The organism is Salinibacterium sp. NK8237 (assembly GCF_015864955.1).
In the GTDB taxonomy this organism is placed as follows: Bacteria; Actinomycetota; Actinomycetes; order Actinomycetales; family Microbacteriaceae; genus Rhodoglobus.
The window spans coordinates 108,490-122,522 of sequence record NZ_JADYWE010000003.1 but is presented as its reverse complement, the minus strand read 5'-3'; the positions used below and the strand labels follow the sequence as shown (position 1 = coordinate 122,522).

The following is a 14,033-nucleotide window of genomic DNA, read 5'->3' as shown; positions in this document are numbered from 1 at the left end:
AGCCTATGGTTGCGCAACCGCGCTGTCAAGAACGGCACATAAACAAAGGAGTTTGCACAGTGGCCAACACCCCCGCACCCAACGACGTAGTGATCCTCTCGGCAACACGCACCCCTCAAGGGAAACTGCGCGGACAACTTGCCGCTCTCACCGCTGTCGAACTCGGCGCCATCGCGCTGCGCGCCGCCGTTGAACGCTCCGGCGTGGATGTCGACGACATCGATCAGGTGATCTTCGGTCAGGTGATTCAGGCCGGCGCTGGCCAAAACCCTGCGCGCCAGACCTCCATCGCGGCAGGCCTCGCTTGGAAAACCCCCGCCGTCACGGTGAACAAGGTCTGCCTCTCCGGGCTTGCCGCCATTGTGGATGCCGCTCGCCTCATCCGTCTCGGCGAAGCCAGCGTTGTGGCTGCCGGCGGCCAAGAGTCGATGACCAACGCTCCTCACGTTCTCCCGGGATCGCGCATGGGCTGGGCATACGGCACCATCTCGGCCCTCGACACCGCCGCCCACGATGCCCTCACGGATGCCTTCGATGCTGAGTCGATGGGCGCAAGCACCGAACGCCACAACGGACGCCTCGAGATCGGTCGCACCGAGCAGGACGAGATCGCTGCCGCCTCGCACCAGCGGGCAGCCGCCGCGATTGAGGCTGGAGTTTTCGCCGACGAAATCGTGCCCGTCACTATCCCCCAACGTAAGGGCGATGACCTCGTTCTCGACACGGATGAGGGCGTGCGCGCCAACACCACCGTCGACACCCTTGCTGGGTTGCGCCCCGCTTTCGACCCCGAGGGCACCATTACCGCTGGCAACTCCTCGCCCCTGAGCGACGGTGCTTCTGCCGTGATTCTGGCCAGCCGCGCGTGGGCCGAAGAACACAATCTGCCGTGGCTTGCTGTGCTCGACCGCTCGGGTCACGTCGCCGGGCCAGACAACTCGTTGCACTCGCAGCCCGCGCGCGCTATTGCCGCTGCTCTCGACAACGCCGGCTGGAGCGCCGGGGATCTCGACTTTGCCGAGATCAACGAAGCCTTCGCCGCGGTGAGCCTGCGCTCAACGTCCGAGCTCGGGTTGAGCCACGACATCGTAAACATTCACGGAGGCGCTATCGCGATCGGCCACCCGGTCGGAGCATCCGGTGCTCGCCTCGTCGTACACGCTGCCCACGAGCTGGCACGCCGCGGCTCAGGCCGTGCTGCCGTTGCACTCTGTGGCGGCGGCGGTCAGGGCGACGCCCTGCTGCTCACGCGCTAAAGCTGCGTAGCTGTGGTCGCGTTCAGTTGAATGCGACCACAGCGCCAGCTCGGCTCAGTCGGCGGACTCGCGCGTCAGACTCGCTCGAAGCTAGAACGGTGAGATGGGCTTCACGATGTCGGCGTAGACCAACATCAAGGTCATGAGCCCGAGGAGCACAACGACAACAAGGGTCAGTGGCACGAACTTGGCAGTATCAAGCGGCCCGGGATCTGGCTTACCGAATAGCTTCGCGAAGAAGCGGCGCACGCCCTCGAAGAGTGCACCCACAATGTGACCACCATCGAGCGGCAGGAGCGGCACGAGGTTGAAGACAAAGAGTGCAACGTTGAGGGACCCGACCAGGCTAATGAGATACGCGGCACGGTCCGCGACAGTCGCCGCCTCCAAGCTCGTTGCCTCTCCAGCAATACGCCCGACACCGACGAGGCCAATCGGGCCATTCGGGTCGCGTTCCTCCGTGCCGAATGCTGCAACCGCGACATCAACCATGCGCTGCGGAAGCGTCAGGACGACCTCCGCTACAGCGACGACGTTATCGCCAACAGCAGGCAACACAGCGGTCACAGGTTGACGCACTGTCTCAGCCGCCGGCCCGATACCCAAGAAGCCGTACTCCTCAGTGAGTGCTTCGCCCTCATCGTTCTCGACGATCTCGCCACTGTCGTCGTAGACGTAACGCTCGGCGAGCAGAGGCTCGGCCGTCAACGTGACCTCCTCGCCTGCACGCTCGACCACGATCGTGAGTTCGTCCCCCGCCGCAGCGCGAATGTGCTCAGTGATCTCGTCCCACGTCTCGATCGGCTCGCCATCCATCGACACAATGCGATCATCAGGCTGGATACCGGCAGCAAGCGCCGGGGCCACGGGATCGCTCGCAGCGCAGACATCTCTGTCGGCGGACGCAGGAATCACGCACTCAGAGACAGTGCTGATCGTCGTGGAGGCTTGAGCCGTTCCGAAACCCATCAACAGAATTGCAAACATCACGATCGCAATGAGCAAGTTCATAAACGGCCCACCGAGCATGATGATTACCCGCTTGAACACCGGCAGTTTGTAAAACGCACGCGACTCATCGCCATCGATGATGGTGTCGGCGCTGGACTCACGCGCGTCCTGCACAAGCGTTTGAAAGATGCCCGTTGTCGCACTGCGTGAACCCTCCTGCGCCTTGCCGGGAGGGAACATGCCAGCCATCGAGATATATCCGCCGAGCGGAATGGCCTTAAGGCCATACTCCGTCTCGCCGCGCTTGCGTGAGAAAACTGTGGGGCCGAAGCCGATCATGTACTGACCAACGCGCACGCCAAAGAGCTTCGCCGGCAGCAAATGACCAATTTCATGCAGGCCAATAGATACAGCGAGCCCGACGACAAGAATCAGGACGCCAAGAATGTACAAGAGCACGTTTTCCACTCGCTAAGAATAGTCACGAGCACCGACGCCCGCCTGTACTGGTGCTGTGGAAGCCCCAGAACCACCCCGCATTGGGGGCGAATGCGTTGTTAGGAGCGGGTCGCCACAACGGCATCCGCCGTGCGTCGCGCCCACGACTCGGCCTCCGATAGCGCATCGAGAGTGAGTTCGGCCGGCTCATGGCTCTGCACCACTTGCTCAACGACATCCAAAATATCGAGGTAGCCAATGGCACCAGCATGGAATGCAAGCACCGCTTGCTCGTTGGCCGCATTGAACACAGCCGGGAACGTCAGGCCCGCGGAACCAACAGCTTTGGCCATTTCCACAGCCGGGAATACCTCATTATCGAGAGGTTCGAAGCTCCACGTGCTCGCCGTCGTCCAATCGAGCGGCGCTCCGACGCCGGCAATCCTCTCTGGCCAAGCCAAACCGAGAGAGATCGGCAAACGCATGTTTGGAGGACTCGCCTGAGCGATCGTCGAGCCATCGACGAATTCAACCATCGAATGCACGATGGACTGCGGATGCACTGTCACAGCAATGCGCTCGTAAGGCACGTCGAACAGCAAGTGCGCCTCGATCACTTCGAGGCCCTTATTCACGAGCGTAGAAGAGTTCGTCGTGATCACGAGACCCATATCCCAGGTGGGGTGCGCGAGCGCCTCCCGCGGAGTTACGTCGCGCAGCGAATCCCGAGTGCGGCCCCGGAACGGTCCCCCGGATGCCGTGAGCACCAAGCGGCGCACCTCCGAGTGATCGCCAGAGCGCAGCGCTTGGGCGATCGCCGAGTGCTCCGAGTCAACAGGAACAATTTGCCCGGGCTTCGCTCGCGACGTGACCAGTTCTCCGCCGACAATCAGACTCTCTTTGTTGGCGAGGGCCAGTGTTGCACCGGATTCGAGAGCCGCGAGCGTAGGGCCCAGACCTACAGAACCGGTGATGCCGTTCACGACGACGTCGGCAGGGACATCCCGCACCAGTTGGGCGGCCTGCTCAGCACCGAAGGCGATGTGCTGCACGCCAAAGCGTGCCGCCTGTTCTTCGACGAGCGTGCGGTTGCTGCCTGCCGCCAGACCGACGACCTCGAATCGATCACGGTTTGCCTCGATTACCTCGAGGGTTTGCGTGCCGATCGAGCCCGTCGATCCAAGCAGAATTATCTTGCGCATCCCGCTACTTTAGTTGGCTCACATAAATGTGCGTCAACGACCGGGCGAGTTAGCCGATACCGACAATGTCTACGACGAACACGATGGTGTCAGTGCCCGAAATTCCTGCGCTTTCGCTGCCCTCTTCACCGTAGCCTTCGCTTGGCGGAAGCACGGCGATGATTTGCGAGCCGACCTGCTGGCCCTCAAGCGCAGTCTTGAATCCGCTCACTACCTGACCGGTGTTGAACGTCGACGGCTCTCCGCGAGCCCAGCTCTCGTCGAAGACTTCACCGGTGGTCCAGTTCATGCCCACGTAGTGGACAACGACATCCGAGTTCTCTTCGACAGTTTCGCCGTCGCCCTGCTTGAGCACGGCAACTTCGAGCTCCGTTGGCGGGTCAGTGTCGGGGATGGTGATAGTCGGTCGGCCATCGTCATCGAGTTCGACAGTCGGGAAGCCTTCTACTGCCGGCTGGTCTTCACCATCGGCGCGCGGAAGAGCAGGCTCAGCGGGCTCATCGACAGAAACAACATCGACAACAAAGACGATATCGTCGTCGGCGCCGACTCCGAGCGATTCGCGGCTCTCGTCATCGGCGAAGGATTCCTCGGGAGGAATCACACCGACAACGCGGGTGCCTGCCGTGGAGCACTCAATGGTCTTGACGATTCCGACCAAGAACTGCTCAGCGTCCACGGGGAACGGGGTGAGGCCAGTTTCGTCGTACGTCGTGGAGGAAAGTTCTTCTCCGGTCGCACCGCTGTACAGCGAGAACTGAACGTTCGCGGTGGAGGCTTCGACCGCCATCAGGTCACCGTCACCGGCGATAGCAACCGTGCGCTCAGTTTCTGAAACGTCGGTCGGGAAGTCGATAGTGACCTCCGGCTTTACGCCGAAGTCGCCACTGACTTCAACCGCATCAGAAGCGGAACCGGATGCTGTCGGAACGCAGTCGCCGGTGGCGCTCTCCGTCGTGGTTGTATCAGCGGGCGAACACGCCGCAAGCGACGCCACGACGCCGATGGTCAACAAAAATGGAATCGCTTTACGCACAAGAACCCTTCACAACACGAACACGGAGCACCAATCCTGCCGTACCGCGGCTGTACAAAGCGTGTGGAATCGCCGCCGAAACCTCGACAGTTCTCCCTGTAACCGCTATGACACTCCCGCAGCACTCAGGTGAATGCGGCAATTACTCGACTTCAGCTTGCATGATGATTCGGGGTTGGTGCAAAACCGGAAAGTTGACGGATGAGGCGATGAAGCACTTCTGGCTCGCTTCAGCGTGGGCATCCATGGCGTCCTCGGAGTTGCCCGCCGCGATGGTGACCACGGGTCGCAGCGTGACCGAGGTGAAGTGCCCGCCACCGTTGTCCGTCTGTTTCATCGTGCCGGAAACTTCGTCGTGGTACGCCGTCACGACGATGCCGCGGCTCACTGCGACGTGCAGGTAGCTCAACATGTGGCATTGGCTGAGCGCCGCGATAAGAAGCTCTTCGGGATTCCAACGATCAGCGGACCCGTGAAAGACGCGGGCGCTCGAACCATCGATTGGATGCTTTCCCACGGCGGTGATCTCGTTGTGGCGAGAATAACCGCGATAGTTCGAGGTGCCCTCGCCCAGATTTCCGGACCATTCCAAGCGCGCTTCGAAATTGTGGTCGATGTTCATCAAAATCTCCCTCACCGACCTCCGCGGCCGACATTGGCGATCGCACCGGGCGATCGGGCAAACACTTATCTCGCCATCACCGTATCGGTCAACGCTGGGAAGCCACGCCGTCCTGAGAGGTGCACGCCGTACTGCGGTTCGCGAGCGTGCCATACCCACGCACACTCCGGCGGCGATAACGTAGGAGAGTGAACTCCCCCTCGACATCTGCTGCTACCGCTCTCACCGTCAACGACACCGTTCAGCTCGCCGTTCTTGAACGCTCCGGGATGATCGAGTCGCGCCACTTGGGGGCCGCGGTTGTGCTCTCGCCCGACGGCACCGAACAACGCCGGTTAGGCAACCCCGATGCCCTTATCTATCCCCGCTCAACGCTCAAGCCGATGCAGGCGATCACCGTTCTTCGATCAGGGGTCGCCCTCACCGACGAACAGCTCGTGCTGGCGAGCGCCAGCCACACTGGTAGCCAACGCCACCAAGACGTGGTTGCTTCAACCCTGGCCGCCTACGGACTCACAGAAGATGACTTGCGCTGCCCACCTGACTGGCCCGCTGATTCCGCGACCCGACGTGCCTCCGAGGCTCCTCGTCGCCTTGCGATGAATTGTTCAGGCAAGCACGCGAGCTTCTTGGCGGCCTGCATGGTCAATGACTGGCCCCTCGAAAGCTACCTCGAGCACGCGCATCCACTCCAAGAGCGCATTCGGCAGACGGTAGTCGAATTCACGGGCAAGCCCATTGCGCATGAAGGAACGGATGGATGCGGGGCTCCAGTCTTCGCCATGAGTCTGGTCTCCCTTGCCACCGCCATTCAGCGCGTTGTTACCGCCACGGCAGACACCGATCCGCACGCTGCCGCCCTCGTGAACGCCATTCGCGCTAACGCCTGGGGCCTCGACATGCCCCAGGTGGCCGAAGCAATGGATACTCTCGGGATCGTTGCGAAGCGCGGGGCCGAAGGCGTTCTCATCGCGGCAGCCCCGGACGGCACTACGGTCACTCTCAAGATTCTTGACGGGTCGATCCGTCCCTTGCTGCCCGTCGGGCTCTCGCTGCTTGTTGAAGCTGGAGCGCTCGATGCGGATGCCGTCGCCGGCGTGCTGGCAGCCACGACCGAGCAGGTGCTCGGCCGTGGACTCCCTGTCGGCGAGCTCCGTTTCGAGCTCGCGTAAAACACTTCGCTTGCCGGCTAGCCCTTGCCCGTTATGCGGCGGAATTCCGCGTTGAACGACTGATCGTCGGTGGTGCTGAGCGTGCGGAAAGTGCGCGCTCGTGACATTGCGGTCGCATTAGGGAAGGTGAATTGGTTCGACGCCAGTGCCGGGAAGTGCTCGATGGCGTACTCAAGCGTTCCTTCAACCGGGCTCACGCAATGGATCCACTCCACGACCTCAGTCGCAACAGCGGGGTCATAGTAGAAGTTCATGAGCTTTTCGGCGCTTGCCTTATGGGAAGCACCGGCGGGAATCACGAGCGAGTCGGTGAAGAATGTTCCACCAGAGCCAGGAAGCAAGAATTTGAACTTCTCATATCCAGCCTGAGCGTTGAGAACGACAACGTCGCCGGCGCGAGCGAACCCGGCAATAGCTTCGCCCGACTTAAGCTTTTCGAGGTAATCGCTGCCGTAGACACCGAGGATGTGCTCTGACGTCAGGTGCTCTTCGAGCACCGCGCTTGCCTTTTTATACTCCTCAATTCCCCAATCTTCCTCAGCAATGTCGACACCCTGAGCAAGCAACAGCATTCCCATGGTGTGACGCATTTCTGCGAGGACGACAACTTTGCCCTTGAGCTCGTCGTTCCACAGCTGATCGACAGAGAGGACTCCCCTGGGGTACTCCTCAGCGTTCCAAGCGAGGCCGATGAAACCACTTTGCCAGGGCAGCGAGTAGGTCCGATCGGGGTCAAAGTCTGGGCTCGCGAGAGACTCCGTGAGATTTGCCTTGTTGGGGATGTTTGCCGCATCCATCTCTTGGGCGTACCCGAATCGGATGAGTCGTGCTGCCATCCAATCGCTGACACAAATGATGTCTGCGCCCGTCGGCTCTCCCAAAGAGAGTTGGTCTTTCATCGTCAGGTAGAAACCAACGTTGTCTTCGACAATCGGATTGTACTCAACGTCAATTCCGGTCTCCTCGCTAAACGCCTTAAGCGTTGGGGAGCGCCCGCTGAGATCTTCATCGATGTATGACGGCCAGCTTGCCCACACGAGCGAGTTATCGCTATCGGATATGTCATTCACCTCAGACCCATCAGGCGCAGCACATGCTGCGAGAGCGAGCGCAGATGCGCCAAGCCCTGCTCCTTGCAGCAGTCGCCTGCGGCTGAGTTGAGATTGCTTCGCCTGCAGCATTAGCTGCTGGATCGTCGGATCCTGCGGAAGTGGTCTCGTCACTGTTTCTCCTTCGCCCCCACCAGTTACCCCGATGGTAGTGAGCGCGGTTTGCTTTGTTAAAGCCCCAGTTAGGAGGGGCCTTGCGGGTCCGTTGCAATAATTCCATGTTTCCGAGCCAGATTCGCCCCATTATTGTGCCCAATTCGGGTACCGCAGGGCCAAATTCTTTGTCGTGAAGCGCGGTACAACCCCGAATTGGGCACGCTGCGCCTAATCCGCTTCGGGGGTGCGATGAGACACCCGCACACGCTGCGTCTGACCGGAGTCGCTGAGACGCCAGTATTCGCGCGCCCCGCCGGTTAGCGGTGGCGGAAGCTCGCGAGTGCGCGCGAGCTGGCGATAGTCACTAAGACTGCAGCCGTCAAGAACCACAGTTGCGTGGGAACGCAGCGTCGCCAGCGCGCCCCACCGTGATTGCCATTCGTCGACGGACCCGATAAGCGCGATCGGAGAGCTTGCGCCGCTGGGGCTGATGATGAGATCTCGTTCCGCCCCCGGTGCGCCGTCGACGTTGCGTATCTCCCAGCCAGCGGCAGCAAAAGCAGCCACGCTGGCAGCGGGACGGCTGCTCGCCACGACGACGTGATGGTCGGGGTTCAGCGTTGCGGTTAACACTCGTTCCGCCACAGGAAGGTACTCTGCGCTCTCTGCAATTTGGAGCCTGTTTCCCTTCCAAAGCCCTCCCCCAGCGGGCAAATTAGCGACGAAGTTTTCTGAAGCGCCCCCAGAAAGAACGAAATCCTGTCGATTGCTGAAATGTAGTCGCAGCACGCTCGGCATCAGCGGCGAGAGCGACTGTAACGGCGCAGTGATTCGCTGAGCGCTAGCGATAACCCAGATGCTGTTGGCGGGGCCCTCCCTCAGTACTCGGGTGAGCCGCTCCACAACCACGGGACGATACTCGTCGTCGAAACGCGCGAGTACAGCATCGATGTCGTCAATAACGAGGTGAGTGGGTTGCAGTGGATAGGCCGCTTCATCGCTGAAATCAAGGCGACCATAAGCGATCGCAAGGGAATCCCAGAATGCCGCAGGCTCAGCGCTCATCACGGTTACCTCTGCCGCGCTCACGTGGGCAAGCGTGGTGAGCGCCGTCGTCTTACCGCTGCCGGATGCGCCCAAAAGCAACAAATGTCCGTCGTCCAGCGGCGACCAACCGGCGATGCCGTGGCGCTGGAGTTCAGGCAAGTCGGTCATACCGAAGTGGAGTACATCTGAGCTCACCGAATTCGAATTGTCACCGTCCCTTTCTTCGCCGAGCGCGGCCAGCACGGTGCCGAGCGAGACGTGTTCGCTCAGAGGCTCACACCAAGGACGGCGCGGTGGCCCTGTGACCGGCCAGCGCTCGGCCACCGCAGTGATGTCCTGGGGCGTGACCAGCGCGAACTGCACAAGGTCGGCCGAGGAGGAGCCGTGCGCGACCCACGCGCGACCTTTTGCATCGGCAGGCAGCTCCGCAGCGCGATCGCTGCCGATGACCGCCGAGCTGTCGGCCCCGTTGTTCACGCGAAGAGAGATCCGCAAGTCTGCGTTGGCAAGCAGAGCGTCACGGACAACGCCCGATGGCCGCTGCGTACACAGGATGAGATGCACACCGAGCGATCGCCCGCGCGCCGCTATGTCGCTAAAGAGCGCGTGAAGTTGCGGGTAGTCCGCCATCATCGCCGCGAATTCGTCGACCACGATCACAAGTCGAGGCTCGTTCGTAAGCTCTGAGATGTCCCGCGCGCCAGCCATAGCCAGCACACGTTCTCGATGTCGCAATTCGGCACGAAGACTTGCGAATGCACGCGCTGCGGCTGCCTCATCGAGATCGGTGATGATTCCGACGGTGTGTGGAAGTTGCGTTAGTCCCGCAAAAGCAGAGCCACCCTTGAAGTCGATCAGCAAGAAAGTTACATCGTCCGGTGAGGTTTCTGCCGCCATCGCGAGCACCCACGCGATGAGGAGCTCGCTCTTGCCACTGCCGGTCGTGCCACCGACGATGGCATGGGGTCCATCGCCGACAAGGTCGATGGCCAGTGCCCCCGAGGCCGTTACAGCAGGGTGTGCCACCAAAGATTTGCGTCGCTCTAGGGCTGAACCGTGAACCGTGCGCGGACGCTTATCAAGCTCATCGAAGGCCAACGAGCCAGGAAGCGTGTGATCACCTGAGGCGAGACCGTCGCGAGCAGCGATGTCGTGCGCCGCTCGAGCCCAGACCAACGCCTGCTCTCTGCCGAGTAAGGATGGCTCGAAATCACGGCGTTGGTGACGGTCGGGATGGCGGACAACGGCAATACCTTCGGCGTTGGTACGGATGACAATGCGATGCCCGCTTGGAACCTGTTTTTCTTCGGAGACAACCGTGATCGAGACGCGGGGACTCGCATTGCCCAGCGCGCCCCAGTGCACACTCGCGATCTCACTGCCGGCGCTCCCCTCGTGCGACGGCTGCTCACTATGTCCGTTCGAGCGCAGCAGGCGATGAGGCAACCGCTCTCCCCACGTCTCAGCGGCGAACACTCCGGTAAGGCGCACCCAACTCGAGGTAGGAGCGAGCGTGCGAGCGAGCTGGATCGCTAACGACCGCGCGAGCGATAGTGCCATCAGATTGTTGCCAAAAAGAGCGATTCCGAGGCGAGCATTTACTGCAATAGGGGCGCAACTTACATACTCCGCCTGCTCGGTCAAACCGCGATAGGCGTCGTGAACCTCACGTGGCGCTGAGTCGTGCACGCCGGCTCGGTCGATAGCAAGACTGCTGCGCACATTGCCGTACCCAAGATGAACGGGAAGCACATCATCCGGCTCTCGCATCCACCGCGAAGCATCGGTGAGTACATCGTTCACCAGCATGATGGCGGTGGGGGTTCTTTCTTCCAGTTCGGAGAGCTCGCGGCGGTGATAGGTGCGAATTTCACCTGAGGTTGTTGCCACATCCGCGCTGAAACGCGCTCGCTCGACGCGCTTCGTCTTGCGCGCCGTAATCCGCGAGTCGACATAACTTCCGGTCGCAGCCAGAGGCCCGAGTGCGGCGAAAACAAGCGCGAAAGCAGAGCCAGTAATCAACCAGATCGCGACCGACGCGACTACTGGCACTATGGCCGCAACCACAGGAAACCGGAAGGGCGCTGGCGCCTGTGGCGGAGCAGGCAAAGAAATACGCGGGTCAGGAAGGGAAGATTCAGTCACGTGCCTACTTCAGCAGGCCATGCTCGCGCGAAGTCGCGTACAGCTACCTCCGTGGAGGGTGCTGCTCGACGTAGCGCTGTGCAGGGACAGTTGAGTCTGCGGTAGATCCCAGCGAGATCAATCCGTTAGCCCTAGCTAACGATGAAAAACTGCTCCCCAATTTCCACTCGGGTTCCGCGAACGACCCGATATCGCTTTCCGGGCTCGCAGCGCTTCGGTTCGGCGCCTGGCTCCCTCACGATCGATCCGTTTCCGGAATACCGGTCACTAATCCAGAACACCCCGCTCATCTGACCAAACTCGAGATGAGTCTTGGACACCGATTTGCTGGGGTCCGTGATCGGCACCACGATGTCGAATTTCTCGGAAGGCTCCGGGATCGGATTGCGGCCGACGAGACCGGTTCCAGTAACGATGACGCTGTCGCCCGTACTAAATTGCAGCACAAACCGAGTGCCAGCGACGCTTCGCTCAACTATTCGCGTGTCTTCGACGTCTTCATCGTCAGCTCCGAGCGAGGCCAGTGGGAGCGGTGGCGAAATCGGAAGCTCAACCCGCTGGTGCGACTTCGGCGGCGGCGCAAGAACTGAGAAGGGTTTCGAGCCCGTCGAGTGAGCGTCAGCGACTTCGTGCGATTCTTCAGGCTCGAGGTCTGTGGCTCCAGCGGCATCCGCAACGACCGCGAAGGTTGGCGGTTGCTCGGAGTCGGGCACCGAACTGGGTTCCATTTCGTAATCAATTCCAGACTCCCCCGCTAGGGAAGGTGTGTCGGCCGCGAACTGTTCTTCGACTTCGGGCTCTACGGCGGCTGCTGATGCAGATTCGGTCACTGGGCTCGGCTCCGCGAGTGCGTCGGTGGCAAAACTGACATCCAGATTCGGTGCGGGGATTGACGCGATGGATACCTCCCCGTCTGCGTTCTCAGAGCGGTTGGTCTCTCCAGTCTCGGCAGATTCGACGACGTCGACTCTGGCTGGTTCGAGCGGAACCGGAGATGCGGCGCGCGCTTCAGCTCGGGCGCCGGGGCCGACGCCGTGTCGCACGAATCCGCAGGAGCCACAGAAAATGTCAGATTCCGCCAGAACGGTGCCGCATTGTTGGCATGTCTCGACAGAGGGCTGTGCGGAGTCAGCCAGCGGCTCGGCCGTGGCACTAGCAACCGCTTCAATAACCTCAGCACGCGGTTGCGTTCCGCGACCATCGGATGAGCTGGGGCCCGTTGCTGTCGCTGCTTCTACGGACTCTTCCTTGCCAGCGACCGCGGTAGGAGCTGGCTGGTCATCCACTCGCTCCGAAGCCAGAGGCGCGAAGGCTGATGCTCGCAAGCGGTCTGCCGTCGTAAATAGAGGTTCTTCGCCCAGCGGACGCACCGGCTTCACTCGAGAGTGAACTGAATGCGATTCCACGACGTCGGGACGACCAACTTTGCTCATGTCTGGCTCGAAGGCAGACCGTGATAACGGCGCTGGCTCCACGAGCGGCTCTGGTTCAGGTTCCGGCTCTGGGTTCGGCTCAGGCTCTGGCTGTGGTTCTGGTTCTGGTTCTGGTTCTGGTTCTGGTTCTGGTTCTGGTTCTGGTTCTGGCTCAGGCTCAGGCGCTGGGTGAGGTTCTGGCCGAGGTTCTGGGGCCGGCTCCGGCTCAACGTCAGCGTCAGCGCTCTCGGGCACGTCCAATTGTCCTGGTTCGATCAGGGTTTCAATGGCTGGCTCAGCGTCCGGGGCTGATTCCGTTTCCGGCTCGCTCTCGTCCGCGGAGTCTGCTTCGGGCTCCGGCTCGGCTCCAGACTCAGCTGCTGGTGCAGGCGCTGGGTCAGAGGCCAGCTCAGGCTCAGTTAACACATCACTGGCGATCTCGGATGTTGCTGGCTTATTAGCTTCCTCGACGGGATGGAATTCCACAGCGACGTCCGCGTCGAATTGTGCGTCGTCCTCGGGCTCGGCACTGTGCGCATCCACGTCACCGTCTCGTTCTTCTGCATTGCTCCCGAGCACGGGCTCATCAGGCTCGACCTGTTCAGGCTCCACCACTTCCGGCTCGGCCAATTCCGGCACGACCTGTTCAGGCTCCACCACTTCCGGCTCGGCCAATTCCGGCTCGACCTGTTCCGGCTCGACCCGTTCTGCCTCAACCAGTTCAGGCGCGATAACTTCGGCGATGTCCGCGGTCGCAGCGAACTCATCCACTGCCGGTGCAGGTGCTGGTGTCTCGTGCCAGTTTTCTGCTGGCGTTACCGGCGATAGATCCGGCAGGGAATGCGCAATGCCATCGGCAGCGCTCTCCACAACGCTGTCGACCACAATGTTCTGATCAAATGTGAGCAACGCGGGATTGGCGACCTCGTCGTACGGGCCGTCTTCATCGAATGGAAGCACCTCGTCGTAGGGGCCGTCTTCGTCGAGCGGTAGTTCCTGCTCGACATCATCATCGGTACTCACCGAAGCAGCATCAGCCGAAACTTCGGTATCAGTCACGCCCGCATCGGGAGCAGCCAGCGACGGTTGAGAGGCAAGAGAGACCGGGGCATCGGTGCGCACAACGTCAGCCGCAGCAGTCAGCACCAGCGGATCTCCCAGCCGCAACGTGGGAGCGTCATCCGCAAGCGCGTCAACTTCTGACACGAGAGCGTCGCGAAGTGATGACGGCAGCTGTGTGCTGTGTTCGGCAACATTCGGTTCTGAGGGTGCTTCTGGTGCTGCCTCAGCGATGGGCACAGGAGTGCTGGGCACAGAAGTGCTGGGCACAGGAGCGCTGGCCGTGGGGGCAGCTCCCCGGTTGCGGCGCCGACGCAAATGATCTGGTGCCTCGTCCTTGGCATTATCCGAACGTGCAGGCGCGTCGACAGCGGCAGTGGATGCATCTGCCCCGACAGCGCCCCTGCGGGCGCGACGAGACATCGCAGGCCGCCCACACTCAGCACAGTAGACGGCATCGGCGGGCAGTTGCGTCGCACAGAAAGAGC

9 protein-coding genes are annotated in these 14,033 nt (G+C 61.3%); 2 read left to right on the top strand and 7 right to left on the bottom strand.

Features of this window, described 5'->3' with window-relative positions:
• The first annotated feature begins 59 nt into the window (after window positions 1-59).
• Complete coding sequence (locus I6E56_RS14090) at window positions 60-1,256, top strand: acetyl-CoA C-acetyltransferase (RefSeq protein WP_197139156.1); 1,197 nt, start codon at window positions 60-62, stop codon at window positions 1,254-1,256.
• A gap of 90 nt (window positions 1,257-1,346) precedes the next feature.
• Here I6E56_RS14090 and I6E56_RS14085 read toward each other — a convergent pair whose 3' ends face one another.
• From I6E56_RS14085 to I6E56_RS14070, 4 genes are all read right to left on the bottom strand, one after another.
• Window positions 1,347-2,675, bottom strand: coding sequence for an RIP metalloprotease (locus tag I6E56_RS14085; RefSeq protein ID WP_197139155.1), 1,329 nt, complete (start codon window positions 2,673-2,675; stop codon window positions 1,347-1,349).
• A gap of 89 nt (window positions 2,676-2,764) precedes the next feature.
• Window positions 2,765-3,847 carry a 1-deoxy-D-xylulose-5-phosphate reductoisomerase gene (locus I6E56_RS14080; RefSeq protein WP_197139154.1) on the bottom strand — a complete coding sequence of 361 codons (1,083 nt, stop codon included), beginning with the start codon at window positions 3,845-3,847 and terminating at the stop codon, window positions 2,765-2,767.
• A gap of 49 nt (window positions 3,848-3,896) precedes the next feature.
• Entirely contained in the window at window positions 3,897-4,883 is a 987-nt protein-coding gene (locus tag I6E56_RS14075; protein ID WP_197139153.1) for an FKBP-type peptidyl-prolyl cis-trans isomerase, read from the bottom strand.
• Between the two features lie 142 nt (window positions 4,884-5,025).
• Complete coding sequence (locus tag I6E56_RS14070; protein ID WP_197139152.1) at window positions 5,026-5,505, bottom strand: OsmC family protein; 480 nt, start codon at window positions 5,503-5,505, stop codon at window positions 5,026-5,028.
• A 188-nt stretch (window positions 5,506-5,693) separates the two neighbouring features.
• On the opposite strand from I6E56_RS14070, the gene I6E56_RS14065 reads away from it, so the two are divergent.
• Window positions 5,694-6,677, top strand: a complete 984-nt coding sequence (locus tag I6E56_RS14065) for an asparaginase (protein ID WP_197139151.1) — start codon at window positions 5,694-5,696, stop codon at window positions 6,675-6,677.
• A 17-nt stretch (window positions 6,678-6,694) separates the two neighbouring features.
• Here I6E56_RS14065 and I6E56_RS14060 read toward each other — a convergent pair whose 3' ends face one another.
• From I6E56_RS14060 to I6E56_RS14050, 3 genes are all read right to left on the bottom strand, one after another.
• Window positions 6,695-7,900 (bottom strand): PotD/PotF family extracellular solute-binding protein, encoded by a 1,206-nt coding sequence (locus tag I6E56_RS14060; RefSeq protein WP_197139150.1) that lies wholly within the window; start codon window positions 7,898-7,900, stop codon window positions 6,695-6,697.
• A gap of 210 nt (window positions 7,901-8,110) precedes the next feature.
• Window positions 8,111-11,074 (bottom strand): FtsK/SpoIIIE domain-containing protein, encoded by a 2,964-nt coding sequence (locus tag I6E56_RS14055; protein ID WP_197139149.1) that lies wholly within the window; start codon window positions 11,072-11,074, stop codon window positions 8,111-8,113.
• 131 nt (window positions 11,075-11,205) lie between these two features.
• Window positions 11,206-13,968, bottom strand: a complete 2,763-nt coding sequence (locus I6E56_RS14050) for an FHA domain-containing protein (RefSeq protein WP_197139148.1) — start codon at window positions 13,966-13,968, stop codon at window positions 11,206-11,208.
• Between the last annotated feature and the right edge of the window lie 65 nt (window positions 13,969-14,033).